26 protein-coding genes and 1 pseudogene are annotated in these 25,595 nt (G+C 70.4%); 11 read left to right on the forward strand and 16 right to left on the reverse strand.

Going from position 1 to position 25,595, the window contains the following annotated elements; translation table 11 throughout:
• Window positions 1–119: 119 nt before the first annotated feature.
• Window positions 120–1,058: a LysR family transcriptional regulator gene (locus tag IE107_RS18990; RefSeq protein WP_189544997.1), complete on the forward strand. Its 939-nt coding sequence runs from the start codon at window positions 120–122 to the stop codon at window positions 1,056–1,058.
• A gap of 120 nt (window positions 1,059–1,178) precedes the next feature.
• Window positions 1,179–1,502, forward strand: coding sequence for a mycothiol transferase (locus tag IE107_RS18995; RefSeq protein ID WP_444545018.1), 324 nt, complete (start codon window positions 1,179–1,181; stop codon window positions 1,500–1,502).
• Window positions 1,503–1,703: 201 nt separating this feature from the next.
• Here IE107_RS18995 and IE107_RS19000 read toward each other — a convergent pair whose 3' ends face one another.
• Together IE107_RS19000 and IE107_RS19005 are read right to left on the reverse strand one after the other, a co-directional pair.
• On the reverse strand, window positions 1,704–2,816 hold the full coding sequence (locus IE107_RS19000; protein ID WP_189544998.1) for an ABC transporter substrate-binding protein: 1,113 nt from the start codon (window positions 2,814–2,816) through the stop codon (window positions 1,704–1,706).
• 336 nt (window positions 2,817–3,152) lie between these two features.
• The gene (locus IE107_RS19005; RefSeq protein WP_308434242.1) at window positions 3,153–4,307 is read right to left on the reverse strand and encodes a cytochrome P450; all 1,155 of its coding nucleotides are present in this window, start codon (window positions 4,305–4,307) and stop codon (window positions 3,153–3,155) included.
• Window positions 4,308–4,550: 243 nt separating this feature from the next.
• On the opposite strand from IE107_RS19005, the gene IE107_RS19010 reads away from it, so the two are divergent.
• Entirely contained in the window at window positions 4,551–5,222 is a 672-nt protein-coding gene (locus IE107_RS19010; protein ID WP_189545000.1) for an NAD(P)H-binding protein, read from the forward strand.
• A 244-nt stretch (window positions 5,223–5,466) separates the two neighbouring features.
• Here IE107_RS19010 and IE107_RS19015 read toward each other — a convergent pair whose 3' ends face one another.
• The 3 genes from IE107_RS19015 to IE107_RS19025 all read right to left on the reverse strand — a co-directional run bounded on the left by IE107_RS19015 (window position 5,467) and on the right by IE107_RS19025 (window position 8,697).
• Window positions 5,467–6,759, reverse strand: coding sequence for an MFS transporter (locus tag IE107_RS19015; RefSeq protein ID WP_189545001.1), 1,293 nt, complete (start codon window positions 6,757–6,759; stop codon window positions 5,467–5,469).
• A gap of 35 nt (window positions 6,760–6,794) precedes the next feature.
• On the reverse strand, window positions 6,795–7,568 hold the full coding sequence (locus IE107_RS19020) for a GntR family transcriptional regulator (protein ID WP_189545002.1): 774 nt from the start codon (window positions 7,566–7,568) through the stop codon (window positions 6,795–6,797).
• Between the two features lie 145 nt (window positions 7,569–7,713).
• Entirely contained in the window at window positions 7,714–8,697 is a 984-nt protein-coding gene (locus IE107_RS19025) for a helix-turn-helix domain-containing protein (RefSeq protein WP_189545003.1), read from the reverse strand.
• Window positions 8,698–8,909: 212 nt separating this feature from the next.
• Here IE107_RS19025 and IE107_RS19030 point away from each other — a divergent pair, with 212 nt between their 5' ends.
• The 3 genes from IE107_RS19030 to IE107_RS19040 all read left to right on the forward strand — a co-directional run bounded on the left by IE107_RS19030 (window position 8,910) and on the right by IE107_RS19040 (window position 12,344).
• Entirely contained in the window at window positions 8,910–10,322 is a 1,413-nt protein-coding gene (locus tag IE107_RS19030; protein ID WP_189545004.1) for an aminopeptidase P family protein, read from the forward strand.
• 125 nt (window positions 10,323–10,447) lie between these two features.
• Window positions 10,448–11,404, forward strand: a complete 957-nt coding sequence (locus IE107_RS19035; RefSeq protein WP_189545005.1) for an SDR family oxidoreductase — start codon at window positions 10,448–10,450, stop codon at window positions 11,402–11,404.
• 277 nt (window positions 11,405–11,681) lie between these two features.
• Entirely contained in the window at window positions 11,682–12,344 is a 663-nt protein-coding gene (locus IE107_RS19040; RefSeq protein ID WP_189545006.1) for a lysophospholipid acyltransferase family protein, read from the forward strand.
• 131 nt (window positions 12,345–12,475) lie between these two features.
• Here the strand turns inward: IE107_RS19040 and IE107_RS19045 are convergent, their stop codons facing one another.
• Window positions 12,476–13,924 (reverse strand): amidase, encoded by a 1,449-nt coding sequence (locus IE107_RS19045; protein ID WP_189545007.1) that lies wholly within the window; start codon window positions 13,922–13,924, stop codon window positions 12,476–12,478.
• A gap of 141 nt (window positions 13,925–14,065) precedes the next feature.
• Between IE107_RS19045 and IE107_RS19050 the strand changes: the two genes are divergently transcribed.
• From IE107_RS19050 to IE107_RS19060, 3 genes are all read left to right on the forward strand, one after another.
• Window positions 14,066–14,692 (forward strand): TetR/AcrR family transcriptional regulator, encoded by a 627-nt coding sequence (locus IE107_RS19050; RefSeq protein WP_189545008.1) that lies wholly within the window; start codon window positions 14,066–14,068, stop codon window positions 14,690–14,692.
• A gap of 109 nt (window positions 14,693–14,801) precedes the next feature.
• Window positions 14,802–15,980, forward strand: coding sequence for a GDSL-type esterase/lipase family protein (locus IE107_RS19055; RefSeq protein WP_189545009.1), 1,179 nt, complete (start codon window positions 14,802–14,804; stop codon window positions 15,978–15,980).
• A gap of 364 nt (window positions 15,981–16,344) precedes the next feature.
• The gene (locus IE107_RS19060; RefSeq protein ID WP_189545010.1) at window positions 16,345–17,322 is read left to right on the forward strand and encodes an alpha/beta fold hydrolase; all 978 of its coding nucleotides are present in this window, start codon (window positions 16,345–16,347) and stop codon (window positions 17,320–17,322) included.
• 14 nt (window positions 17,323–17,336) lie between these two features.
• On the opposite strand, the gene IE107_RS19065 is transcribed toward IE107_RS19060, so the two are convergent.
• From IE107_RS19065 to IE107_RS19100, 9 genes and pseudogenes are all read right to left on the reverse strand, one after another.
• A complete protein-coding gene (locus IE107_RS19065; protein ID WP_189545011.1) occupies window positions 17,337–18,350 on the reverse strand; it encodes a MerR family transcriptional regulator in 1,014 nt (337 codons plus the stop codon).
• A 3-nt stretch (window positions 18,351–18,353) separates the two neighbouring features.
• On the reverse strand, window positions 18,354–19,025 hold the full coding sequence (locus IE107_RS19070; RefSeq protein ID WP_189545078.1) for a HEAT repeat domain-containing protein: 672 nt from the start codon (window positions 19,023–19,025) through the stop codon (window positions 18,354–18,356).
• Between the two features lie 81 nt (window positions 19,026–19,106).
• Window positions 19,107–19,556 carry a DUF3592 domain-containing protein gene (locus tag IE107_RS19075; RefSeq protein WP_189545012.1) on the reverse strand — a complete coding sequence of 150 codons (450 nt, stop codon included), beginning with the start codon at window positions 19,554–19,556 and terminating at the stop codon, window positions 19,107–19,109.
• A gap of 145 nt (window positions 19,557–19,701) precedes the next feature.
• Window positions 19,702–20,433: a restriction endonuclease gene (locus IE107_RS19080; RefSeq protein ID WP_189545013.1), complete on the reverse strand. Its 732-nt coding sequence runs from the start codon at window positions 20,431–20,433 to the stop codon at window positions 19,702–19,704.
• Window positions 20,430–20,639, reverse strand: coding sequence for a hypothetical protein (locus tag IE107_RS19085; RefSeq protein WP_189545014.1), 210 nt, complete (start codon window positions 20,637–20,639; stop codon window positions 20,430–20,432). The genes IE107_RS19080 and IE107_RS19085 overlap by 4 nt, the downstream gene beginning before the upstream one ends.
• A gap of 210 nt (window positions 20,640–20,849) precedes the next feature.
• Complete coding sequence (locus tag IE107_RS19090) at window positions 20,850–21,518, reverse strand: class I SAM-dependent methyltransferase (RefSeq protein WP_189545015.1); 669 nt, start codon at window positions 21,516–21,518, stop codon at window positions 20,850–20,852.
• A gap of 64 nt (window positions 21,519–21,582) precedes the next feature.
• Window positions 21,583–21,764 (reverse strand): annotated as a pseudogene (locus IE107_RS36155) (RidA family protein); the annotation flags it as partial.
• A 109-nt stretch (window positions 21,765–21,873) separates the two neighbouring features.
• Window positions 21,874–22,461: a mycothiol-dependent nitroreductase Rv2466c family protein gene (locus IE107_RS19095; protein ID WP_189545016.1), complete on the reverse strand. Its 588-nt coding sequence runs from the start codon at window positions 22,459–22,461 to the stop codon at window positions 21,874–21,876.
• Between the two features lie 42 nt (window positions 22,462–22,503).
• Window positions 22,504–23,112 (reverse strand): TetR/AcrR family transcriptional regulator, encoded by a 609-nt coding sequence (locus IE107_RS19100; protein ID WP_189545017.1) that lies wholly within the window; start codon window positions 23,110–23,112, stop codon window positions 22,504–22,506.
• A gap of 92 nt (window positions 23,113–23,204) precedes the next feature.
• Here IE107_RS19100 and IE107_RS19105 point away from each other — a divergent pair, with 92 nt between their 5' ends.
• Complete coding sequence (locus IE107_RS19105) at window positions 23,205–24,224, forward strand: ATP-binding cassette domain-containing protein (protein ID WP_229867082.1); 1,020 nt, start codon at window positions 23,205–23,207, stop codon at window positions 24,222–24,224.
• Entirely contained in the window at window positions 24,217–24,981 is a 765-nt protein-coding gene (locus IE107_RS19110) for an ABC transporter permease (protein ID WP_189545018.1), read from the forward strand. The genes IE107_RS19105 and IE107_RS19110 overlap by 8 nt, the downstream gene beginning before the upstream one ends.
• Window positions 24,982–25,150: 169 nt before the next feature.
• Here IE107_RS19110 and IE107_RS19115 read toward each other — a convergent pair whose 3' ends face one another.
• Entirely contained in the window at window positions 25,151–25,399 is a 249-nt protein-coding gene (locus IE107_RS19115) for an aldo/keto reductase (protein ID WP_308434244.1), read from the reverse strand.
• Window positions 25,400–25,595 lie beyond the last annotated feature (196 nt).

Genomic DNA, 25,595 nt, shown 5'->3' on the forward strand with positions numbered 1-25,595 from the left:
GTCCCACCTGAACAAGCCGACGTTGGCCGGTGAGAGCTAAGCGGGCAGGAGAACAGCAGGTCAAACAACCGCCCTGCCAGCTATTCACAACCATCCGTTGTTGACTAAGGTCGGTCGGCATGGATCTCGAAGCCGTACGCACCTTCGTCGCCGTCGCGGAAGCCGGCCAGTTCCAGAAGGCCGCCGCCGACCTGTCGATCACCCAGCAGGCTGTCTCCAAGCGCATCGCCGCGCTGGAGCGTGACCTCGGTGTGCGGCTGTTCACCCGCACACCGCGGCGCGGCTCCGAGCCCACCATCGACGGGCAGGCGTTCCTGCCCCACGCGCGCGAACTGCTGCGCGTCGCCGAGCGCGCGGTCGCATCCGTACGCACCGGTCACCGCCCACTGCGCGTCGACGTGATCAACTCGCGCGGCGCGGCGTCGGGCCTGATGCGCGGCTTCCACCACGCGCACCCCGGGATCGACCTCGACGTGGTGATGCTGTTCGAAATCGAGGCGGCCGTCGCCGCCATCCGCTCCGGTGCGATCGATGCGTCCTTCCGCGCCGTCGCCGCGCCCGGCCGGCCCCTTCCCGAGGACATCGAGTCCGTCCGGGTGATCGATGAGCCGCTCCAGCTCCTCACCGGCCCCGCCCACGCGCTGGCGGGCGCCCGGTCGGTGACCGTCGCTCAGCTCGCCGGGCACCGGATCTGGATGCCCGGCATCGTCCCCGGTACCGAGTGGGGCGCCTACTACGACGACCTCGTCGCCGAGTTCAATCTCACCATCGAGGCGACCGGCCCCAACTTCGGCTCCGACGCACTTCTCGACACCATCGCCGACACCCCGGCCCTGGCCACCTTCATGGGCGAGCACACCCGCCTCATCTGGCCCGCCGACCACGGCCTGCGCCGCATCCCGGTGACCGACCCGACGCCCGTCTACCCGCACTCGCTCCTCTGGCACCGCGACAACCCCCACCCGGCGCTGGCGACCCTCCGCGCCCACCTCGCTGCCACAACAGCAGGCCACGACGCCGCCGGGACCTGGGTGCCGCGCTGGGTGGTTCCACGCTGAACGCAGCCGCGCCCACGATCGTCGGGAGCGGCACCGCGCGTCCCGAGGTCGGCCGCCGTCCCGGCCTCTGTCGCCGAGGCTGCTGCCTCGCTGCTCGGCCTGGTCCGGCACCTCGCCGACGTGGAGCGCCGCTGGTTCCGGGCCGTGCTTGCTGGGCACGACGTTGAACTGCGCTTCTCCTCCATCGATGCCTCCGAGGGCGACTTCGACGGCGCGGTTCCTGCCCCTGAAGTCGCCGCTTCCTGGGAAGCCTGGCAGGACGAGGTGGCCTTCGCGCGCACGTTCGCTGCCGGGGCCCCTCACCTCGACGTCCAGGGACGTGACGCCTGGCGAGGAGTGGTCTCCCTGAGGTGGGTGCTCATCCACATGATCGAGGAGTACGCCCGCCACAACGGACACGCCGACCTGATACGCGAACGGATCGACGGAGCCGTCGGGGTGTGACGCAGGGGCGAGCCAGGCCGGTCCGCGTCGCGCGCTGCGGCCGCGCCGACTCCATCCCGACCAGCCCACCTCCGAAGTCATCGGCACATCTCCACCGGGCTGGTGGCATGCCGCCGCAGAACGCGACGCTCACCAGGAAGGTGTCCTACCGGACGGGCCATGGCCACGGACAGGTCCGGGCAGTGGGAGTTCCGTGCTCTCTCAGCCGGCGTGGAGGACCCGGAAGCGATCGGGTTCCGCCGGGTCACGGTCAACGACTTGGATCGGTGCCCAAGTCCATTGCCGAACGCTGATGCCCGGTGTGCGGGAGAACCGGATCGGTCCACGGGTGCCCTCGATCGCCACGTGCGGCCATGACTCGGCGATGGCCGCACGATCCGTGCCGTGGGAACGCAGCACCGCGGCGAGGACGGCGACGGTGTCCCAGCCCTCGAAGGCGACGAAGGAGGGCGTTTCGCCCAGCCGCTCGCGAAGCTCCTTCCCGACGCGTTCGCCGAGCGGACCGAGGCGCTCGGGCAGGTAGCGAAGGAACGGGATCCCGGCGCCGTCCTCGCCCAGCGCCGCGGCCCATTCGGCGAACTCCGGTTGTCCGGCCGGAGCGCCGATCAGGATCTCGGCGAGCCGCTGGTCGCCCCGGACGGCCCTGACGATCGGGACCGCCGGCTCCGGATGGCCGGCCAGCAGGAGGAGCGCCGTTGCACCGTGGTCGACGAGCGCGTCGCACAGGGCCTCGGGGGTGAGCGCGTTCGTGTCGAGTTCGACGACAGTGCCGCCGCGGGAAGCGAGGTGGTTCCGCAGGATGCGGGTCCCGGACGCCCAGTAGACGCTCGGCTGGGTCGCCACGGCGATCCGGCGTCGGCCCGCATCGAGGAGGAAGTCCGCGTAGATCCGCCAGCCGCGGGACTGGGCCGGGGCCAGGCGCGCGACCCACTCCGTCGGCTCCTCGGTGAGCGCGTCGAGCACCGCGGACGAACAGAGGAACGGCACACCGAGGGCATCGGCCCGAGCGGCGGCGGCACGGGCGACGACGCTGTGGTACTCGCCCACCACGGCCGCCACGCCCAGACCGGCCAGTTCGTCCACGGCCGCCGCGGCCCGCTCCGGATCGGCCGCGGTGTCCCGTACGACCAACTCCAGTGGCCTGCCGTCGATCCCGCCGGCGTCGTTGACCTCGCGAACGGCCAGGTCGAGTCCGGGGAGCAGGTGCCGGCCCGCCCCGACCCACCCGGGCCGCGTCAGCGGGACGAGAGCGCCCAGGCGGACGGACGGCTCGTCCGGGCGCTCCGCTCCGGACGGCGACGGTGTCGTGTTCATCAAGTGACGTCCCCCCTGGGACATTGCGTTCGCGGCTCACCCTGATCGCACGTCGGCCGGGGCCGGCGGTTCGCGTTCATCACGTCTCGCCGCGGCGGGCGTGCCCGGGTGATCATGCCGGTCATTCGATCCACCACCATCACCCGTGGGCAACCGATTATTTGTTCGCTGAGCTGCCGGGCCGGGCACCCTTCCGCACCTCCCGCTCCAGGAGGTGCGGATGTGGGGCGTGACCTGCGCTTTTCGATCCTCTCGGTCCGCCTGCCCCCGACTGTGAACGCGGTTCCGCCGCCGCATCGACGACGCCCTCGGCGGGGCTCGGGGCCGGCGAGGCGGCTACCAGGTCACGGGCAGGTACCGCGGGCTCCGGGTGAGCGCACTCGCGCGCCACTCAACGGCGTCGACCGGCACGGTCAGGCGCAGGCCGGGGAGCCGGGTGGCCAGTCGGTGCAGCGCGAGGCGGAGTTCCGTACGGGCCAGGGAGGCACCCAGGCAGTAGTGCTGTCCTCCGCCGAAGGCGAGGGTGGGGTGCTCCAGTGGGGCGAACAGGTCGGCGAAGGGGTCGCCGGGGAAGGCTGCGGGGTCGCGGTTGGCCGCGCCGCGGTCGAGGGTGACGAGGTCTCCGGCCCGGATGGCCACCCTTCCGACCTCCAGGTCTTCGGTCGCGCGCAGCGGGTTGGTTTGTTTCGCGGGGTCGTTGAGCGGGATCAGGTGTGTCAGGCGATCGGCCAGTACCCCGGCGGCGGCCTCGTCGGAGCCCAGGCGGGCCCAGTCCTGGGGGCGTTCGTCCAGGAGGTAGAGGAGGGCGTTGCCCAGCATGGTCATGGTGGTGTCGTAGCCGGCCACCACGAGGGTGGTGACGAAGTTGACGAGTGAGGATTCGGGGATGTCGCCTTCGTGGTCGGCGGTCCGCACGAGGGTGCTGATCAGGTCCGGGCCCGGGGTGCGTCGGCGTTCGGCCATGAGACGGACGGCGAATTCGGTGAACTCCCGTGCGGCCTCAGCGATTTCACCTTCGGGGACCGAGGGTTCGGGGAAGGCGAGCTCGGTCCAGCGCAGCAACTGCGCATCGTCCACGTCGTGGACCCCCAGCAGCTTGTTCATGACCGCGATGGGCAGGGGGCGGGTGTAGTGGTCGACGAGGTCCGTGGGTGGCCCCTGCTCGACGAGGCCGGCGACGAGCCGGTCGGTGACCTCGGCGACCATGGGCGTCACCCGGCCGATCCCGCGAGGGGTGAAGGTGCCTTTGGCGGTGTGGCGCAGCCGCAGGTGCCCGGCGCCGTCCTGCTTGGCCATGGCGTCGGGGGTGTCGGTGAGGGGCGAGGTGGCCGTCGCGGGCAGCAGGGCTCGGACGAACCGGTCGTCGGCCAGCACCTGACGGACGTCGTCGTAGCGGGTGAAGTGCCAGGCAGGGCTGCCGCCGGGCAGTGTTGTGCGCCGGGGCGGACCGGGGTCGGCGAATGTCAGCCGGTGCAGGGGAGGGAGCTTCACGTGGGCGATCATGGTCCTCCTGCCGGGTGGCGGCCAGTGGCACCGCATCGACGGTGTCGGGGTCCGTCCGTGTACGCCGATCGCGTGACGGGCTGCATCGGGGGTGGGGCAGTGGCCGCCGGCAGAGGAGCGGACGGTGCTCGCCTCGGCGTCATCCTGCCCCGGACGCCGCGGGGTGCGCGGACGGATCGCCATCCCGGCGCCACTTGAACACGCAGTGTACACACGGCTACTGTGAGTGTTGTGCATGTTGTTGTCGCCGGCGGTCACGGCCGGGTCGCCCTCGCAGTGTCCCGTCTGCTCACGGCCCGAGGAAGACGGGTCTCCGGACTCATCCGCCGCCCGGAACAGGCGGCCGACGTCCGGGCCGCCGGGGCGGTACCGGTCCTCCTGGACCTGGCGACAGCCACGGTCGAGCAGTTCGCCGGACTGCTCACCGGTGCGGACGCGGTGCTCTACGCAGCCGGTGCGGGGCTGGGCGAGACCCCCGACCGGGCCAGCCCGGTCGACCGCGACTCGGCCCTCGCCCTCGCCGACGCGGCGCAACTCGTAGGAGTCCGCCGCTACGTCATGCTCTCCTCCATGGGAGCCGATCCCCACAGCCACTATCCGAAGGACCCGCTCGTCGAGAGATACCTCAGGGCCAAGGGCGAGGCCGACGAGAACCTGCTGTCCCGGCCCTCCCTGGACTGCACCGTGCTGCGGCCCGCATGGTTCCGCGACGGCCCCGGCACCGGCCTGGTCCGTCTCGCCGCCGCCACCGGCATGGGCGAGGTGGACCGCGCGGACACGGCCGCCGTCCTCGTCGCCCTGCTCAACGCCCCGGCCACAGCGGGCCGGACGCTGGAACTCGTCTCCGGCGACACTCCCGTCGACGAAGCGGTCGCCGCCCTCGCCGACCCCCTCGACCCCTGACCGGACCGGCCTTTCTCCCTCGGTACGTGCGGGTTGTCCGAGCGGGCCGCGGAGGCGGCCCGTGCCGCCGCCGACGGCGCCCCCGGCACCGGCATCCGCGAGCGCTACGTCCGCGCCGCGTGACGGAGCGAGGTGTGTCTTCAACATCCTGGCCAAGCTGGGCGCTTCAGGCCGAGGGGAGACCGCGGCCATCGCGCACCGGCTGGGGGCTCTCGACGCATGACGATCCGTTGAGGGCCTCTCGTCAACGAAAGGCCCTGGCCGACTGATCCCCAGCCCCGATGCGCGGGCTCGGGGACGCTTCCGTGGGCAGGGTACGCATGGTTCGAAGGGGTGACAGGAAGTTGGGGAGGACGCTCAAGGTCATACCGGCCGCACCGATCCACAGGGTGCCCGCCGCCCCGAACACGGAACCCGAGGCTCCGCCCAATATTCCGCCCAGCGGGATGCCTCCCCAGGACACGAATCGAGTCGTCGCGCTCATCCGGCCCAGAAGGCGATCCGGCGTCATGGCCTGTTGGAAGCTCGACTGGGACACCACGCGGACGACTCCGCCCAGCGAGAGAGCCGCGAGCCCCACAGCAGCCGCACACACGCTCCAACCCGGTCGCGCCCATGGCATGAGGGCGGCCAACGGACAGGTGAGAAGCGGCGCGAGCCAGATGACCGGACCTTGCCCCACCCGCTCGGAGACCGCGGTTGCCAACAGCGCGCCCAGCAAGGCGCCGCACCCCATTCCCGAAAGAATGAGGCCGATACCGAAGGGCTGGAGGCCTGTCTCCCGCTCCAGGAAGACCAGCAACATGCTTTGATACATGACCAGGAAGAGGTTGAATACCGCATCCCCGAACATCATCGCACGCAGTGCGGGATGTTTCAGAACGAACGTCAGCCCCTCCTTGATCTCTCGGCCCAATTCACGGCGCTCACTCGGCTCCGGCTTCTTTTCACGTTTCCGGATGGTGATCGCGAGCACCCCCGACATGGCCATCCCGGCCGAACTCACCAAAAGCGTCGCGGGGGCTCCGATCAGGCCGACCAGCGGCCCTGCCACCGTCGGTCCGCCGATACTGGTCACCGAGCGCATTGCCGACAGCTTCGAGTTCCCTTCCACGAGATTTCCGCGTCCCACCAGGTGCGGGAGATAGCTGACGTACGCGACATCGAAGAACACGGTCAACACCCCATGGACCAAGGCCACTGCGTAGAGGCACCAGATGGAGAGAAGGCCCGCCCACCACGCCACCGGTATCGTCAGGAGGACCAGTGCGCGCACGAGATCAGCGCTGATCATCACCGATCTTTTCCGCATGCGGTCCACCCAGGCGCCCGCCGGCAGCCCGACCAGGAGCGATCCTGCCGCAGTCATCGCGGTCAGCAGGCCTACCTGGAACTCATCGGCATGCAATGCCGCGATGGCAGCGAGGGGCAAGGCCAGAAAGATGATGCGGTCGCCCAGCTGTCCGAGGGCAGTGGCGGCAAACAATCGTCCGAAGTCCCGATCACGCAGGAGACCGAGCCGGGAAGAATTCGGCATTCGAACACCATCCTGTTGACTGTGCGTTCCCTCGCTCATGGCTTCAACGGCTGCGGCTGGTCGACTCCGAACTCGTAGACAACTTCCCGGCGTACGTCCGGAATGACCATGTCGGCCGTTTCCACCGGTCGGCCGTCCGTGTCGTAGATGGTCCGCTCGATCTGCAGCACGAGGTCCCCCACGCTGATCCCCAGGAGGTTCGCCTGCACCTGGGTGGCACGAGCCGGCCGCGGCACCTCGACCACGGTCGAGATGACCACGCCGATGGAGCGCATGCGCTCGACCACACCCTTCCCGGCCAGGGGGCCCATCTCGGGCAGCACGATCGGCGTTCCATCCGTGATCGCCATCGGCTCCCAGGATTCGGAAAGCTGGACGGGTTGCCCGTCGGCGAGGAACTCGTAATGCGTGTTGACGCAGAGATCTCCGGGGCCGATGGCGAGCCGCTCGGCCACCGCCTCGGGGGCGGGGACCCGCACCTGACTGTGCGAATCCCAGGCGTCGGCCCTGCCCCGTTCCCTTCTGTCGGGCCGGGCAGAGGAATCCTCCCGGCGCTCACGGTGCCGCGAGCGGACCAGCCGCAGGCGCTCACGCGGCACACGGACGTACGTACCCGATCCGGCGCGTCCCTCGAGAAGACCGTCGACGATCAAACGGTCCATGGCCCTCTGCATGACGTTGCGTCCGACCCCGTACTCCTCGGCGAGCCGTGCCCGGGACGGCAGACGCTCCCCGATCCCCCACTCTCCCGCGAGAATCCGTGCGCGCAGCACATCGGTCACTGCGAGGTACGGCGCCTCTCGGGGCATGGGTGTTCCTCCGGTTCTCCGCACTGCGGCAGCTGGTCGCTCCCAGGGCACTGGGAAGCTACTTCACCCGGCAAAAGCTGCTGGAGTAGAAATACGCTCGGCGCTCATGCGTCTGCGGAGGTCCGTGACACCGTGCCCGTGCCGGTCACAGCCATCCGGAGCGCTGTGCCTGCAAGGCCATCTGGAAGCGGTTCGCGGCGCCCAGCTGGGCCATCAGGATCTGCAGGCGGCGAAACAGTGTGCGGCGGCTGATTCCCAGCTCGCGGGCGATGACGTCGTCGCTCGCGCCGCCCGCGAGGAGCCACAGCAGTCGGCGGTCGGCGGGTGGCAGACCGCCCGGCCGTGTGGTGCGGCCGTGGAACGGCAGGGCGCTCTGCCAGGACTGCTCGAACAGCGCGACGAGAGCGGAGAGCAGGCCGCACGGCTGCACGACCAGCATGGTGTTGTGTACGTCGGCCTCTTTGATGGACAACGACACAAGCGCGTACGCCTCGTCGATGATCACGAGTTTGACCGGCACCGACGGCAGCACTCTGGCCTGTTCGCCGGCCTTGATGCACGGTTCGATGGCGTCCGTCAGGTGGCCCGGGTGCTCCAGCGACTCCCGCGAGTACACGACACGCTGCGTCACACCGCGGGCGAGCGTGGCCAGCGCGTCGTCCGTGGATCCGGGCAGGGGGAAGTACGGCGGTGACTCGAACTGCCGGATCTGATCCCGGGCGCTCGCCCAGGCGTGACGCATCCTGGGGCCGATGGCCTCGCCCGTGACGACCTCGACGAGATGGTCGTTGTACGCGGCGAGCCGCTGCCGCCGGAAGGACTCGAAGGCGCCCCCGACGGTGATGCGCGACTCCTCGATCTCGGCCGCCCGGTGCCGGGCGAGGATCTCCAGGCCCGCGGTGGGCGGAACCGGCGCCACCATGTCCCCGCCTTCCTCGGCGGCACTGGCCAGACCGGCGTCGACGAGCGCACCGTACGCCTCGGCCAGTTCCGCGCCGTCCAGACCGGACGCGGCCTCGATCCGGCTCAGCGGAGCGGGCGCCAGTTCGAGCAGCGCCAGATAGACCCGGCTCGCCGCGTGATCGATTCCCAGAAGCCGGAGGGCCTCGCCGAGTTTCACGTTCGCCATATGCCTCATTGTCGACGACGCCGGTCAGCGTTGTGGCCGATCCGTGCCAATGGCACTCCTGGGAACCGAGCGCGGTCGGCGCGGAGTACCGTCCGGAAGCCGCCACCGAACGGCGGCAGCGAGGGCGCCCCAGCCGCACCGGGAGCAAGGCCGTCCGTGGATCGCTCCGGCCCTCGCCACTCAGGGAACCCACCCGGAAGAAGGTGTACACCGTGGCGAAAGGCCGCAAGAACGGTCTCTACTCAGGGATCTCCGAGGAACTGTCCGCTCTGATGCGGACGGGGTGGGCGGACACCGAGCGGCACGACCTGCGGCCCGACGAGCAGGCCCCGTACGCCGAGCGCCGCCGCGCCGCGCTCTCCGCGCGTTTCCCCGGCGAGCGCCTCGTCGTCCCTTCGGGGAATCTCAAGGTCCGTTCCAACGACGACACCTACCCGTTCCGGGCGTACTCGGGCTACGTGCACATGACCGGGGACCAGGCCCGGGACGGCGCTCTCGTCCTCGAACCCCGCGCGGACGGCGGCCATGACGCCTACTGCTACCAGCTGCCGCGGGACAGCCGGGACAACAACGAGTTCTGGACCGGCTCCACGGCGGAGCTGTGGATGGGCCGGCGCCGCTCCCTGGCAGAGTCGGAGCTCGTGCTCGGTCTGCCCTGCCGGGACGTCCGTACGGCGGCCGCCGACCTGAGCGCCTCCTCCGGCGCGCCGACCCGGATAGTCCGCGGCATCGACCCGTCCCTGGAAGCCGCCGTCACCACCGAGGAGGAGCGTGACGCCGAACTCGAAGAGGCACTCAGTGATCTGCGCCTCGTCAAGGACGACTGGGAGATCGCCGAGCTCCGCAAGGCCGTGGACTCCACGGTGCGTGGATTCACCGATGTGATCGGTGACCTCTCCACGGCGATCGCGTCGTCCGAGCGGTGGATCGAGGGCACGTTCTTCCGCCGCGCACGCCTGGAGGGCAAGGCCGTCGGTTACGGCTCGATCTGCGCCGCCGGCGAACACGCCACGATCATGCACTGGACGGACAACGACGGTCCGGTACGCCCGGGGGAACTGCTCCTGCTCGACGCGGGCGTGGAGACGCACACCCTCTACACCGCCGATGTCACGCGCACGCTTCCGATCAGCGGTACGTTCACGCCCCTGCAGCGCAAGGTCTACGACGCGGTGTACGAGGCGCAGGAAGCCGGTATGGCTGCGGTCAAGCCGGGCGCCGCGTACCGGGACTTCCACGAGGCGTCCCAGCGCCACCTGGCGGCCCGGCTGGTCGAGTGGGGCTTCATCGAGGGCCCGGCCGAGCGTGCGTACGAGCTCGGCCTCCAGCGCCGCTTCACCATGGCGGGCACCGGTCACATGCTCGGCCTGGACGTCCACGACTGCGCGCAGGCCAGGAACGAGGACTACGTCGACGGCGTGCTGGAGCCGGGCATGGTGCTCACCGTGGAGCCCGGCCTGTACTTCCAGCCGGACGACCTCACCGTGCCCGAGGAGTGGCGGGGCATCGGCGTCCGGATCGAGGACGACCTGGTCGTCACCGAGGACGGTCACGAGAACCTGTCGGCGGGCCTGCCGAGGTCGGCGGACGAGGTCGAGGCGTGGATGGCCCGGTTCGCGGGCTGACTTCGCGGGCCACGGCGTCGCGGCAGGCACCGGGCGTGCCTGCCGCGGGCTCCAACAGAACAGACCGAAAAACCCGGGACGAAAAGACGACATGATCTGTCGCCTTTAACGTGCACGGTAGCGCCATGAACGAGGACACGAACACCCAGCACAACGGTCGAAGCGGCCCGCTCGCCGACCGGATCGCGCTCGTCGCCGGGGCCACCCGCGGCGCGGGGCGCGCCCTCGCCGTCGAGCTCGGCCGCGCCGGCGCCACCGTCTACGTCACCGGCCGCACCACCCGTGAGAACGCCAGCGAGGTCGGCCGGACCACGGAGACCATCGAGGAGACCGCGGAACTGGTCTCAGCGGCCGGCGGCACCGGTGTCGCCGTCCCCACCGATCACCTGGACGAGGACCGGGTACGCGCCCTCGTCGAGCGGATCGACCGCGAACAGGGACGGCTCGACATCCTGGTCAACGATCTCTGGGGCGGCGAGCACCTGCTCGTCGGCTCCGTCTTCGGCAAGAAGAGCTGGGAGACGCCGCTCGCCGACGGCCTGCGCATCCTGGAGCTCGGGGTGCGCTCGCACGTGATCACCGCGGCCCTCGCCCTTCCGCTCCTGGTCCGCTCCGCCGCTCCCCTGCACGTGGAGGTCACCGACGGCACGGCGGTCTCCAACCGCCGCTACCGCGAGAACCTCTACTACGACCTCGCGAAGAACGCCCCGATCCGGATCGCCTTCGGGCTGGGCGAGGAACTGGCGGAGTACGGAGGGACGGCGGTCGCCGTCACACCGGGCTTCCTGCGCTCGGAACAGATGCTCGCCCACTTCGGCGTGAGCGAGGAGAACTGGCGCGACGCCATCGCCCAGGAACCGGGCTTCGCGATCGCCGAATCGCCGCACTACCTCGCCCGCGCGGTCGCCGCACTCGCCGCCGACCCGGACCGGGTCCGCTGGAACGGGAAGTCCACCTCCAGCGCAGAGCTCGCCAGGACCTACGGCGTACGGGACATCGACGGCAGCCGACCGGATGCCTGGGCGTACTTCGAGGACGTCACGTACGGCGGCAAGGACGACTCCCCGGACGACTACCGCTGATCCCCGGCCCCGCGCCGTGCAGGACGGCGATCGCCTGCGCAGCCCAGGGGAAGCGGGCGCGCAGGCCCACCGAAACCAGCGCCTCCGCGCCTCCACCTGGCCTTGCGCCGGGCCCGCCGCCTCGCCGGGCGCCCGCGCTGCGCCCCGGCGATCCCGCTGTGCCCGGCGCCGGGCCGGGCACAGCGGGGGCGGGATGATGAGTACGGCGACTCAGGTCCGGACGGCGCCCCGTCACCGACGATGAGGGTCAAAACCGTCGAGACCGGGAGACCGCTCCGTGCTCAGCCGCATCGCCGACATCCTGTTGCCCGCCTTCGGCCGCCTGTCGGTGACCACCGACCCAGACTGCGAACTCGCACCGGGCAGCATCATCTCCGCGAACCACACGTCCCTCGCCGACCCCGCCGTCGTGATCGCCGCCCTGCATCGTCTCGGCGTCGAACCGGTCGTCATGGCGGCCGCGGGCCTGTGGCGCGTCCCCGTGCTCGGCCGTGCTCTCGCCCGCGAAGGGCACATTCCCGTACACCGCGGCGACCGGCGGGCCGCGTCCGCGCTCGACCTCGCCGCCGACGCCCTCGCGCACGGCAGGTGCCTGCTCATCTACGCCGAAGGCGGCCTGCCCCGCCGCAAGGACGCCGCGGAGGCGGCCCCCGGCAGCTTCCGCAGCGGCCTGGCCCGGCTCGCCGAGCGCACCGGGGCTCCCATCGTGCCGGTCGGCCAGGCCGGGGCGCGGCGGATCACCTCCGGCGGGGTGGTGAAGCAGCTCGCCGGCCTGGCAACAGCGCCCTTGCGCCGGCCGGACCTGCACGTCCACGTGGCCGCGCCGCTGACCCTGACCGGAGACACCGCAGCACGCACCGCGCGAGCCCGCACCGCGGTGACCACGGCATGGCGTACGGCGGCCGCGCACCTCGGCGAGCCCGCCGCGCTCGCCGCATAGTCGCCGCGCTCGCCGCATGGTCATCGACTCGACGGGGGACGCCGCTGTGGGTCTGCTCGCGGTGGAGGCCGTTCACGCCGACCGCTCCACCTCCCCCGTCGGCGAGCAGGAGCTCTTTCCCCGAGCACTCCTCAGCCCGTCCGGTGTCCTGCCCACACCGTGGGAGTACGGCCCGACCACGGGCTGGCCTGTTCGAGTTGTCCGGCGAGGCGGAAGAGGCGGTCTTCGCGCCCGTGACCGGCGGCGAACTGCATACCGATCGGGAGCCCCGTTCCGGCGTCGGCCGTCACCGGCACGGACATGGCGGGCGTGCCCGCGACGTTGAACGGCATGGTGAAGGGCGAGCGGTCGTTGACGCGATCGATCCAGCCGAGGCCGTCGAGCGTCTCCGCACCCTCGGCATAGGCGCCCAAGGGCACGGGAAGCTCCGGCAGGGTCGGCGTGAGCAGTACGTCGTACGCGTCGAAGTACCGGGCCAGGCTTCGGGCGACCCGGTTCCGGATCGCGAGGGCGGTGACGAACTGGGGGCCGCTGACCCGCTGCCCGTAGTGGTAGCCGGCGAGGGTCACCGGCTCAAGGGTCGAGGAGTCGACGGGCCGGTCGAAGGCGGTAGCCAGCTCGTCGAGCGAGGCCGAGAGATTCGCGGTCAGCAGACGGGCACCGGCCAGGACGAACTCCTCCCAGTCGGCCCCGAGTTCGACCTCGGCCTCCTCCACCTGGTGGCCGAGGGATTCGAGCAGTCGCACGGTGCGGGTGAGAGCCTCGGCCACGGGCGCGGTGGTGCGGCGTCCGCCCCATGGCTGGGTGAGAACGCCGATCCGCAACGCGCCCGGGTGGCGCGTGACTTCCTGCGCGTAGGGCCGGGAGGGCTGCTGGGCGAAGTAGGAATCACCCGGTTCCGGGCCGCGGATCTGGTCGAGCAGGGCCGCACTGTCGCGAACGGTGCGGCTGACGCTGCCGTGCACGGCCAAGCCGTTGAAGACTTCGTCGGCGTCGGGGCCCATGGAGATCCGGCCACGGGTCGGCTTCAACCCGAAGAGGCCGTTGTACGCGGCGGGGATACGGAGCGAGCCGACGGCGTCGGTGGCGTGTGCGATCGGGACCACCCCGGCGGCGACCGCCGCGCCCGCGCCCCCGCTGGATCCGCCCGCGCTCCGCCGGAGGTCCCACGGGTTGCGGGTCGGGCCGTACAGCTCGGGTTCGGTCGTGATGCTGTAGGCCATCTCCGGTGTCGCGGTACGCCCGAACGTCACGAGGCCGGCGCGGCGGAAGCGCTGCATCAGGGAGGAGTCGGCTCCGGCGACGTTGCCGGCCGCGAGACGGCTGCCCAGCTCCGTTCGCCTCCCGGCCATGGCGACCGCGATGTCCTTGATCAGGAAGGGGACCCCGGCCAGTGGCGTGCTGCCCGGGTCGGGCCCGTCGTCGGCCGGCCATGTCTCCACGATGGCGTTGATCTGCGGATCGACCGCCTGCGCGGCCTCGCGTGCAGCTGCTTCCACTTCGGCGGGCGTCACCTCGCCCCTGGCCACCAGCTCGGCGAGCCCGACCGCGTCGAAACTCACGTACTCGGCAATCCTCACTGTCACTCCCGACGGAAAGAAGAGCGATACCCGTAGCGATACCGTTCAGTACCCAACGATACCCATCGGTATCACATGGAACGGACTGGTACCGTAGCAGACGGTGGGAGGCTCCTACCGACCGGACGTCACGGAGCAGTCATGGCATCGACCGTCAGCAGGCCGAGCAGGGTGGCGAAACTGCCGCCTCGTGAGCGCATCCTGGACGCGGCGGAGGAGCTCTTCCAGAGCGAGGGAATCCGGCGGGTGGGCGTCCAGGCGATCGCCGAGAAGGCCGAGACCACCAAGATGGCGATCTACCGGCACTTCGAAACCAAGGACGCGCTGGTCGCGGAGTGGCTGCGGATCGTCGCCGCCGACTACCAGGCGGCCTTCGACCGGGTCGAGGCCGCGCACCCCGGCCGGCCCCGGGAGCAGATCCTGGGCCTGGCCCGCTTCATCGCCGATGGACTGCCGGAGATCTCGCACCGGGGCTGCCCGTTCATCAACTCCATCGCCGAGCTGCCCGATCGCTCCCATCCGGCCCGGCAAGTGATCGAGGAGCACAAGGCCCGCCAGACCCGCAGGCTGGTCGGCATGTGCGCCGAGGCCGGGCTGACCGACCCCGAGCAGGCCGCGGCCGAGATCACCTTCGTACTCGAAGGCGCACAGGTCAGCACGCAGAACGGGAGCATCGATCAGGCGGGGGACCGACTGATGAGAATCGTCGAAGGGGTCGTTGACCGCCACCGCCCCTCCCCCGGCGCATCCGGGGCGAGCACCGACTGAGCGGTGGGCGGCCGGGCGGACGGCGATTTCCGCACCGCCGAGGACGCTCCGCCCCGCCGCGCACCGGCGCATATGAACTTCCGGAAATCCTGATCAACAGGCTGAGGTCATGAACACCGAACACGACACGATCACCACACCCGTCACCGCGGACCTCCTGCGCGGCTTCCTCGACGTGGAGGAGACCGCGCACGGCCTGCTGCCGCATCGGCTGCCCGCTCGGGCGCGTCGGCAGATCCCGGACGACCGGCTGTCCGTGGCCGAGGCCCAGCCCTCCGGTGTGCGGCTGGTCTTCCGCACCCGGGCGACCACGATCGAACTGGACACGCTGCCCACCAAGCGCGTCTACCGAGGATTCCCTGCCCCCGCGGACGGCGTGTACGACCTGCTGGTCGATGGCCGTCTCGCCGCCCGGGCCACGGTGGCCGGCGGAAACGTACGCACGATCACCGACATGGTCACCCAGTCCTCCGAGCTGTCGGAGGGGCCTTCCGGCACCGCCCGGTTCGTCGGTCTCCCGGAAGGTGACAAAGCTGTCGAGATCTGGCTCCCGCATACGGAGATCACCGAACTGATCGCCCTGCGCACCGACGCGCCCATCGAGAAGGCGCCGGACAGCGGGCGCAGGGTGTGGCTGCACCACGGCAGTTCCATCAGCCACGGCTCGAACGCCACTCGTCCGACCGCCATCTGGCCTGCCCTGGCAGCCGCCCAGGGTCAAGTGGAGCTCGTCAACCTGGGGTTCGGCGGCAGCGCGCTGCTCGACCCGTTCACCGCCCGAGCGATGCGGGACGCCCCCGCGGACCTGATCAGCGTCAAAATCGGCATCAATGTCGTCAACAGCGACGTCATGCGCCTGCGCGCCTTCATACCCGCGGTCCACGGCTTCCTCGACACCATCCGCGAGGGGCATCCGACCGCGCCGCTGCTGGTCGTCTCCCCCCTCCTGTGCCCGGTCCAGGAGGACACGCCCGGCCCCCTCGCGCCCGACTTCGACAAGGGGACCTTGCGGTTCAGGGCCACGGGCGATCCTGCCGAACGCGCCGCCGGGCGCCTGACCCTCAGCATCATCCGCGACGAACTCGCCCGGATCGTGGAGCAGCGGGCGGCCGACGACCCGAATCTGCACTACCTCGACGGCCGTGACCTGTACGGCGAGAAGGATTACGCCGAATTCCCGCTGCCCGACGAGGTCCATCCCGATCCGGCGGGACACCGCCGCATCGGCGAGAACTTCGGGCGGCTGGCGTTCGGCGAAGGCGGCCCTTTCGCAACCGGGAACGGCTGACCGGGACCGGCTGACCTGCTGGTGCCAGGTCGGTCGAGGGGCCCACCGGCGAGACACCGCATCGGTATCTCACCCGGCTCCGCATCGAGGCAACAGCCGGTACGTCATCCGGCCCCAGGCCCCGACCCGCAGGACGGGGCCGCCCGTTTGCCGGGCGGCCCCGTCCTCGATCCTGGCCGGCTCGGACAGGCTGCTGCTCGGCGCCCGACGGCCGAAGTGCAGCCTGCGCGGCCTCACGGGCCAGACTTGCTGAATCAGCAAACGGACTCGTTCCTTTTACGGTGTCTCGCGCATGATCGGTGCAGAGCCACGGCACGGCGCAGGGGCCGGTCCTGGCGTACAGCAGCGGTCCTGGAGGAGACGCATGGCACAGCATTCGGAGATCACGCAACGTTCTGTTTCTACGCCGGGAGGCCGGATCCACCTCGCCGAACAGGGAACCGGGCCACTGGTGTTGCTCATCCACGGCTTCCCGGAGTCCTGGTACTCCTGGCGCCATCAGTTGCCGGTCCTGGCAGCGGCGGGATACCGGGCGGTCGCCATCGACGTGCGCGGCTACGGCCGCTCCTCCAAGCCCACTGCGGCACACGCGTACCGGATGCTCGATCTCGTGGAGGACAACGTCGCGGTGGTGCACGCCATGGGCGAGGAGCCGGCGGTGGTCGTCGGCCACGACTGGGGCGCCACCATCGCCGCGCACTCCGCTCTGCTCAGGCCGGAGGTCTTCCGCGCGGTGGGATTGCTGAGCGTTCCCTACACCCCGCCCGGCGGCCCGCGCCCGACCAGCGTCTTCGCCGGGATGGGCGGGGACGAGGAGTTCTACGTCTCGTACTTCCAGGAGCCCGGCCGTGCCGAAGCCGAGATCGAACCCGATGTACGCGGCTGGCTCGCAGGCTTCTACGCGGCTCTGTCCGCCGACACCATGCCCGCGGCCGACGCTCCGGACCCGCACTTCGTGAGCAGGGGCGGGACCTTGCGCGACCGGTTTCCCGGCGGTCGACTGCCCGGCTGGCTCGGTGAGCAGCAACTCGACTTCTACGCCGCTGAGTTCGAACGCACCGGTCTGACCGGCGCGCTGAACCGCTACCGGAACATGGATCGCGACTGGGAGGATCTCGCCGCCTTCGACGGCGCCCCCGTCACCCAGCCCTCGCTGTTCGTCGGCGGCGGTCTGGACGCCTCCACGACCTGGCTGGCCGACGCGATCCACGCCTACCCGGTCACGCTGCCGGGTCTGGTCTCCTCCCACATCCTCGACGGCTGCGGCCACTGGATCCAGCAGGAGCGCCCCGCCGAGGTCAACCGGATCCTCACCGACTGGCTGGCCGCGCTGCCTTGCTGAGGCCACTCGTTCCGCTACCGTGACTCGCGCAGCTTGAGAACATATGTGGCAGTCAGCGCAACGGCACGGTCTTCGTCATGGGACAGATCCGCGAGGGCACGCGACGCCCGGATCCCGGGGATTTCCGCGAGCGCCTGTGTCAGCCGTCGACGTGCGGACGATCCCATGGTGCCGTGGACGAGGCAGTCGACGAGCCCGGTAGCGATCCGCTCCTCCAACGCGGGATCACTCGCCAGCGCGCTCAGTGCATCGGCTGCGTCGACGTCGTTGCTCCCCTCACTCTCCTCGACGATCATCTCGATGAGCATCGGCACCGCGTCAGCTGCTCCACGTGCCCCGAGCGCCAGAGCCGCGTGCCTGCGGACCACGATGTCGGAGTGCGTGAGGGCGTCCTTCAGCAGCGTGGTGGCCGCGTCGCCCGGAATCTCGGCGATGGACAGGACGGCACGCTTGCGCACCTCGGCCGCGGGTGAGCCGAGGCCCTCCGCCAGCAGTGCCGGCCCGTCCTCGCCCGATTGCGCCAGAGCCCAACGAAGGGCTCCGGCGACGTTCGGGTCCGACTCGCTCAGCACGGCCTCGACCAGTGCTTCCACCGGCACGGGGGCCTCGTCTGCCGCGGACAGGGCCGCGCGCTGCCGCGCTCCCGCGCTCTTCGACCCCAACGCCTGGAGGAGCGCGACGACTTGGAGGACGTCATCCCAGCCCGAGGGTTCCGCGGCACCGATCCGACGGAGCCGCGTGAGCAGCTCCGTCTCCGCCGCGATGCGCTCTCGCGTCTGACGGATGAGGTCGTCGACGAGCTCCGCGGGCGCGAAGCCGGGGTCATCGAGCGCGCGTCCGACGTCGCGCAGCGACAGCCCCAATGACCGCAGGCTCTCGATGTGGAAGATGCGCCCGATGTCCTTGCTGGAGTACTCCCGGTAGCCGGACTCGGTACGGCCCGTCGGCCGCACCAGGCCGAGCGATTCGTAGTGCCTGAGCATGCGGGCGCTGACCCCGGACCGCCGCGCGACATCACCGATCAACACGGCCTACCGCCCCTCCTCGCCTGCCCCGCCGAGGGCCACGATGCGCTTCGCCTCCTCGATCGCGAACTCGAATCCGGCATCCGGGTCGCGCCACAGCCGTTCCGTGGCGATCGCGTGCGCGCGCACGCGAGGGTCGAGATCCGTCGTCGCGGCGCCCAGTGCCGGCAACATCGCCTCCCCGAGTGCGATCAGCGCCCGGCTGAGGCTCAGCTGCGTCTCGCGTTCGCCGCGTCCGAGCTGCGTCGCCAACACTACGGCCAACTCGTACTCCTCACCTTCGGGCACCAGTACGACCGCTGCCCGCCAGGCGCTCCGGGCCACTTCGTCGTCGGCATCGGACAGCAGCGCCGGCGTGATCACCGGCCAGGCCTGCCGATCCCCGATCTTGGACAGCGTGTGCAACGCCTGGCTGCGTGCCTGCGCACGCTCCGAACGGACTTCGTCGAGAAGCACCGGGACCGTCATCGATGCCGCGTGGCGGGTCAGTGCCCACGTCAGCATTTCGCGCACGTAGAACTCGGGTTCGACAGCGCATCGCTCGATGAGCTTGCCGATGAACCCCGGGTCGGGGGTCGTGCCGACCGCCAGCGCCGCCTGCAGCCGGACCGACGAGCTGTTGTTCTCCAGCCCCTGGAGCGCTCGCGTCGTCCTCGTTTTCTCTTTCGGCATGATCATCAGGATCGCCTCCTCGGCCACAGTGAAGTGCTTGTCACTGTGTCAAGGTCAAGCGGAGCCAGGCCTTGAGACGGCCAGGCATCATCCTGCGGCCGACCGTTTCCGCGCCGCTCGCCGAATGTCGCGGAGACCTTCCCGGACGAGCCTGACCACCAGGAGCGGCATGAGGATCACCAGCGCCAGCCCGAGCAGGACCAGCATGCCGTACCCCACCCTGTTGCTCGTCACGGAGCCGGTGCTCGCCGTCTCGGGACGCCCCAGCTCGTAGTGGACGCGGATGGTGTCACCGACGTCCGCGTCGCCGCCTTCCCAGAACTGGTACGACCTCCCGTCGCCCGTGGTGAAACGGACTTCGATCCGCTTGAAGCGGCTTCCCTGGGGGCCGGCCACCTTTTCCTTCGCCACGACGACCCCGTCGACCGACCGTCCCCGCGCGGCGACCGCGGAGGCGTCGTTCAGCCCGTCGATTCCCCCACGGACGAACCCGTACCCCAGGACGACGAGAAACGCCGCCGCAGCCGCCAGGGCCACCCCGCCCACAGCCTTTCCGGTGAGACGCGCCCACGCACCGAACCGGCACGACCACCACCGCCCGCTCACCGTCCACCACCCGTCCCCTGGGCCACGGCCTCTCCTGGCGGCCGGGCCCCGCGCCCGCCACGTCCCTCGTGTCTGCTCACGAGAAGGAAGTCGGTTTGCGGGGCGGCGGGACGGCCCGCAGCAGTTCCCACAAGGGGCGTGAGCCGGACGCCCATGCTGCGAGGGTGTGGCGGTCGACCACGTGCAGCCGCTGCTGCTCGGCGAAGGCCACGGCCGGCGCGGTGACCCGGCCGTTCGTCACGATCACCGCGATGTCGGCGCCGTGGACCTGGCGGGCGGTGCCGTTGAGTACCTGAAGATCCGGCGTGCCGACCGCGGAGCCGGCCAGGCCGTTGCGGCGGTGCTTGCACTGGATCACCCAGCGCCGCCCGGCCGGATCGGTGGCCTTCACGTCCGCGCCCAGGTCCCCGCTGCCACCCACCCGGACGGCGTCCCGGCAGCCGTCACGGCGCATCAGGTCCCGAACCGCCTCCTCGAACCGGGAGTGGTGCAGGGCATCCAGTTGGGAGAGCCCGTACCGCAGGCCCTGCGCGCGGACCGCTTCCCACCGCGCTCTCTGCCGCTTCCGGTGGACCCAGCCACCGCCGGTCATCACCGCGAGTACGCCGATGACGATCAGGAACCACCAGTGGACCAGCAGCCAGTTGACGACGGCCACCACGAGGGCGACGGCCAGAACTGCGGCCCCGAGGAAGCCGATCAACCGGTCGACCGCGCGCTGCCGCCGCTTGTCCGGCCTCCGGGAACGGCGCCGAGCCGACGGGCGCCGGGTCGACGCCGCCCTCCCCTTGCGCGCGCGGGGGCTCATCGGCTGGCCTGCGTGACGCCGCTCGTCAGCTCTCCCAGGAAGTTCAGGATTCCCTGGCCTGCCGGGGTGGGTGCGATCAGGATGCCCAGCGCCAGGACGATGACGACGGTCAGCTTCTCGTCGAAGCGGCTGCGGGCCTCCGTACGCCGCCGCAGCCGCCAGACCACGACGACTGCGAGCAGCACCGCCACGTTGATGGTCAGCAACCGACCAGACCTCCCCAACGATCAGCCCTCACCGAGCAAGCACCGAGCCGGGAGGACAGCACGCCACCCCGGCCTTCTTGTGTAGCCGGGCTTCAGTGACGGTGGAGGGAAATTGCTGACGAATGGCACAAAGCCATCGAGCCTGGCCGAATACCGCGCGGGTCCACCGTGCGGTGGGGCACTGCACAGGGCTCTTGCGACGTCCGGTCCTCAGCCGGCTCGCTCGGCCATGATGACCACACCCGGACCGGTTTGCTCATCCGCCGGGAGCCGGAGTTCGGCGACCGGGCGCAGACCGGCCCGCTCGATCAGGTCCACGAGTTGTTCCGGCTGCCATTTGTGTGTCGTCCAACGGACGGGTACACCTCCGTAGGCCTCGGTGCGCACGAAGTCTTCGTCGCCCACGTGTGTTGCGGTGATGAAGTGCCCGCCCGGCTTCAACGCACGCGCGAACCGGGCGAGAACCTGAGGAAGGACGTCACGGGGGAGGTTGAACAGTGACCACCACCCGAGTACGCCGCCGAGGGACGCCTCACCGAGGTCGAGGTCGGTGGCAGAAGCGACGCCGAAACGGCATTGCGGATGAAGGCGGCGCGCGTTCTCGATCATGCGAGGAGAGAGATCGACCCCGGACACGTCGAGTCCGCGTTCGGCGAGGTAGGCGGTCACCGTTCCGGGTCCGCAGCCGACGTCCAGGACAGGCCCGAGCTCGCCCACGGTGTCGGCGAAGGCGTCGATCGATGCCTTGAGCCATGGGTGGCAACGGATGTCACCGACCCCCGTCGTCACCACCATGTGGGCGTAGTTGTCGGCCACCCGGTCGTAGGACTCACGTACCACGTCAAGATCGGCCGGGCGGTCAATGTGGTGTGTGTGCATCAGCCAACCATAGGACTTTTCAAGGGCCTTGGGGCTGGTACAGCGGTCGGCGCCAAGACGTTGTTCACGGCCCGACCGACCGCGCGGGCGGTTGCGCGGTGACCCGCCGTGCGTACACCTCGATCGCGATCTTCATGCGGGGTCGGCGAGGCCGCACATGAGCATCGTGGCGGCCGGACGCACCTCGCCGAAGGCGCGGCGAAGGGCCGACCGGCAGGGCTCGAACGTGCGCACAGCGTCGGGCAGTTCATCGGCATGATGCGGCGGAAGCGGTTGTCACCGGCTCCGAGAACGCGCCGAACGGATGTCGGCCACGGGGTCACTCGGGGGCCGGGATCACTCACGGGCCTCTGTGTCACGTCTTGATTTCTCGGAACGCCGGGACGCCGGCCACCAGGCGGACGGCTTCCCAGAGACGGACAGCGTCTGCCCGCGCGGGAACGGCGTCGAGGACGGGGCCGAAGAGGTACCGCTGATCGCCGTCGGGTGTGGTGACGGCCAGGACGGGGGTGCCGATCTCGGCGTCGATGCGGGCGACGCCGGCGTGGTGGGAGGCGCGAAGCGCATCGTCGTAGTCGGTGGAGGTGCCGGCCTCGGCGAGCGCGGTGGGCAGGCCGCTGCGGTGCAGCGCCTCGCCGATGTCCCCGATCCACTCCCGCTCGGCGCCGCCGGGCTCGGTCCACAGTGCGTCGTAGAACGCGCCGAGCGCGCCGTGCCCGTGCTCGGTCCGGACGGCTGCAGCGACGCGGGCGGGAACCCACAGGTAGCCGTGCGGGTCGTCCTCGGGGTCGTCGTCGCGGTGCTCGTTGAGCACCGCCAGGCTCATGACGTGCCGGCACACCCGAAGCGGTACCTCTTCGGCGATCTGCGCTGCCCATCGCGCGGTGTGGCGGGTGAGCGGGCAGGCCGGGTCGAGCCAGAGGTCGATGCTCCAACCCGTCACGGCACCGTCCTCTCGGTCATGACTGCGGACTCGTCCTTCCGGTCACAACTCCGGTTCCGATCCCGCCCGTTCGCCGGCTCGGGCGGTGATTCCCCGTTCCAGGGTCCGGGTCACGGTCGCGGTGAGGTCGAACTTGGCAAGGGTGCCCTGCTCGACCTGCTCGAAGGCGGTGTAGGACACCGCCCACAGAACCTGTTGAATCCACTCGGCGGAGAGCTGGTCGTCGAACACCCCCTCGGCCTGCCCGCGGCGGATGAGCTCGATCACCGGGTCGTGCGGTGTCGGCGGGTCGGGTTCGGCGGTCGGCACGACATCACGCAGGAGCGACTGGTCACCGAAGACGAACATGATCGCCTCGCTCACCGAGGCCAGGGCGGCCACCACACGGCGCATCGCGGCGAGCGGGTGCCCGTGGTCGGGTTCGGCTTCGGCGATCGCGCCCCCGATCGCTTCCAGGCCGTGCTCGACAGCGGCCCGTACCAGACCCTCGCGTTCGGGGAAGTAGCGGTGCAATGTCGTACGGCCGACCTCCGCGGCCTCCGCGATCTGCGGCAGCGTCGCCGCCCGGTCGCGCGCCCAGACACCCACCGCGGCGGTCACGATGGCCCGTTCGGTCCGGCCCCTGGCACTGGATGCCCGCTTCACACTCATACCCTGACGGTATCAGCAACACCCATGAGGAATGCTTCCAGATCCTTAATGGATGTTTGCAGTTCCACTCTGGGTGTCCTAGTGTCCAGGACATGGATGGAGAGCAGATGATCCGGGCCGTAGGCCTGAGACGGACCTTCAAGGTGGGCAAGGAAACGGTCGAGGCGGTCCGCGATGTCGGCTTCGATGTCGCGGCCGGTGAACTCCTGGCACTGCTGGGGCCGAACGGCGCAGGCAAGTCCACGACATTACGCATGCTGACCACGCTGCTGCCGCCCACAGCGGGCAGCGTGCACATCGCAGGCTTCGACGCGGCACGCGAACCGGGCAGGGTGCGTGAGGTGATCGGCTACGTGGGCCAGAAGAGCGCCTCCGGAGAGAACCACCGCATCCGCGACGAACTCGTCACCCAGGGCCGCTGTTTCGGCCTCAGCGCCCAGAAGGCGCGGCACCGGGCGGACGAGGTGCTGGACATCCTGGGCATCGGTGACCTCGCCACCCGCGTCCCGGGCACGCTCTCGGGCGGGCAACGGCGCCGCGTGGACATCGCTCTCGGCCTCATCCACCACCCGAGGGTGCTGTTTCTCGATGAGCCCACCACGGGCCTCGATCCCCACAGCCGAGCCGCACTGTGGGATCGGATCCAGCTCCTGCGACGCGAACACGGCATCACGATCCTGCTGACCACCCACTACCTCGACGAGGCCGACCGGATGGCCGATCGGATCGTCATCGTGGACCGGGGCCGGGTCATCGCCGACGGCACCGCGGGGGCGCTCAAGGCCGACCTGGCCGGCGACCTGATGCACATCACGACCTCGGACACCGACGCCGCCCGTGCCGCTGCCGATCTCGCCGGTGGGATGCCGGGGGTCTCCCGGGTCACGGCCGAAGGGCGGACGGTGAACGTACGGATCGCCGACGCCGACACCGCGCTGCCGGCCTGCCTGCGGTTGCTCGACCGCGCCGCACTCACGGTCACCCGCGCCGACGTCCGGCGTCCGTCTCTCGACGACGTCTTCATCAACCTCACCGGGCACCGCCTCGGGGAATCGGGCGACGCCTACGCGACCGTGCCCACCGACGAGCCGATCGGGGACACCCATGCCTAGCCTCGTCCGCAGCACCGCAACGGTCTTCTCCCGCGAGATCGCACCGGAGCTCCGCTCCCCGGTCGGCGTCGTCCTCGCGATGGGACAACCCTTGCTGTTCCTCGTCCTGTTCGGTTCGATGCTCGCCGGTACCGGGGCGAACCCGGGTGCCGGCACCGAGGACGTCTGGCAATGGTTCGTCCCCGGCATCCTCGTGATGATGTGCCTCATGGGGCCGCTCTCCGCCGGCCACAGCATGCTCGGCGAGCTCAACGGTGGACAGATGGAACGCTTCCTCGTCACCCCCATCAGCCGCACCGCGCTCGTGCTCGGACGCGCTGCCAAGGACGCCGTCACCTTGTTCGCCCAGGCGACCCTCATCACCGTCATCGCCATCCCGCTGGGCATGGACCTCCACCTGCCCGGCGCTCTCGCCACGATGATGCTGCTGGTCGTCCTGGCGGTCGGGCTCAGCGCCCTGTCCTGCGTCCTGGCCATCGCCTCGCGCCCGGGCGGCAATCTGTTCTGGATCGTCACCCAGGCGCTGGTCTTCCCCCTCATGCTGCTGTCGGGCATCCTCCTCCCCGTCGACGCCGGACCGGGCTGGCTGAGCACCGTTGCCGCGATCAACCCCGTCACGTACGTCGTCGACGCCGCCCGCGCCCTGTTCGCCGGAGACTTCCTCAACTCCTCCGTGCTCCACGGCCTCACCGCCGCCGTGGCGCTCGCCGCCACCGGGCTGGTCCTGTCCACCCGCGCCATGAAGCGCGGCATCTGAGGCGCCGGACGGTGGGACATCGCAGTGCACCGCTGTCGATCGACGGTCGTAGGCGGATCCCACGGGGCGAATCCCACCGGCCGGCCGCAGATCGGTCGAGGCCGCGGTCATGATGACCGAGGCGTGCGGCAGCCCGTGATCCGCCTCAGCACGGCAGGGCGTCCTTCCTTCAGCACGGCAGGGCGTCCTCAAGCCGTGTCAGCTCCACCGTGCTCAGCCTGAGTTCCGCGGCCTGGGCCGAGTCGGCGATGGAGGCCGGGCGGCTGGCTCCCGGTACCGGGATCACTGCCGGGGAGCGGGCCAACAACCGGGCCAGGGCGATCTGTTGCGGGCTGACGCCGCGGTCGGCCGCGACACGGTGGAAGGCAGTGCCGGCGGAAGCCGGACCGGAGGGGCCGTCGAGGGAGCTGCGTGTGATGACAGTCTTCGGGGGTGTCGGAGCTCAGGCAGTAGAGGGACGACACTCAGGCAACAGGTGACGGCGCGGTGGTGAGGGCTTCGGCGACGGCGCCGGGCAACCGGTCGGTGGTACGGGAGAAGGAGAAACCCAGCTCCTTTGCATGCCCTGATCCTGGACGCCTCCCGTCATCAGCAGAAGTGCCGACTTGCTGAAA

The sequence above is a fragment of the Streptomyces gelaticus genome (genome assembly GCF_014649535.1).
GTDB lineage: Bacteria > Actinomycetota > Actinomycetes > Streptomycetales > Streptomycetaceae > Streptomyces > Streptomyces gelaticus.

Excerpts from the sequence above, each read along its gene's own strand:
- IE107_RS19015 (WP_189545001.1), bottom strand. The coding sequence starts at position 6,759 with ATGCCGAATTCTTCCCGGCTCGGTCTCCTGCGTGATCGGGACTTCGGA.
- IE107_RS19000 (WP_189544998.1), bottom strand. The coding sequence starts at position 2,816 with ATGAACACGACACCGTCGCCGTCCGGAGCGGAGCGCCCGGACGAGCCG.
- IE107_RS19020 (WP_189545002.1), bottom strand. The coding sequence starts at position 7,568 with ATGCCCCGAGAGGCGCCGTACCTCGCAGTGACCGATGTGCTGCGCGCA.
- IE107_RS19050 (WP_189545008.1), top strand. The coding sequence starts at position 14,066 with ATGGCATCGACCGTCAGCAGGCCGAGCAGGGTGGCGAAACTGCCGCCT.
- IE107_RS19100 (WP_189545017.1), bottom strand. The coding sequence starts at position 23,112 with ATGAGTGTGAAGCGGGCATCCAGTGCCAGGGGCCGGACCGAACGGGCC.
- IE107_RS19105 (WP_229867082.1), top strand. The coding sequence starts at position 23,205 with ATGGATGGAGAGCAGATGATCCGGGCCGTAGGCCTGAGACGGACCTTC.
- IE107_RS19090 (WP_189545015.1), bottom strand. The coding sequence starts at position 21,518 with ATGCACACACACCACATTGACCGCCCGGCCGATCTTGACGTGGTACGT.
- IE107_RS18990 (WP_189544997.1), top strand. The coding sequence starts at position 120 with ATGGATCTCGAAGCCGTACGCACCTTCGTCGCCGTCGCGGAAGCCGGC.
- IE107_RS19055 (WP_189545009.1), top strand. The coding sequence starts at position 14,802 with ATGAACACCGAACACGACACGATCACCACACCCGTCACCGCGGACCTC.
- IE107_RS19035 (WP_189545005.1), top strand. The coding sequence starts at position 10,448 with ATGAACGAGGACACGAACACCCAGCACAACGGTCGAAGCGGCCCGCTC.
- IE107_RS19110 (WP_189545018.1), top strand. The coding sequence starts at position 24,217 with ATGCCTAGCCTCGTCCGCAGCACCGCAACGGTCTTCTCCCGCGAGATC.
- IE107_RS19080 (WP_189545013.1), bottom strand. The coding sequence starts at position 20,433 with ATGAGCCCCCGCGCGCGCAAGGGGAGGGCGGCGTCGACCCGGCGCCCG.
- IE107_RS19025 (WP_189545003.1), bottom strand. The coding sequence starts at position 8,697 with ATGGCGAACGTGAAACTCGGCGAGGCCCTCCGGCTTCTGGGAATCGAT.
- IE107_RS19060 (WP_189545010.1), top strand. The coding sequence starts at position 16,345 with ATGGCACAGCATTCGGAGATCACGCAACGTTCTGTTTCTACGCCGGGA.
- IE107_RS19070 (WP_189545078.1), bottom strand. The coding sequence starts at position 19,025 with ATGATCATGCCGAAAGAGAAAACGAGGACGACGCGAGCGCTCCAGGGG.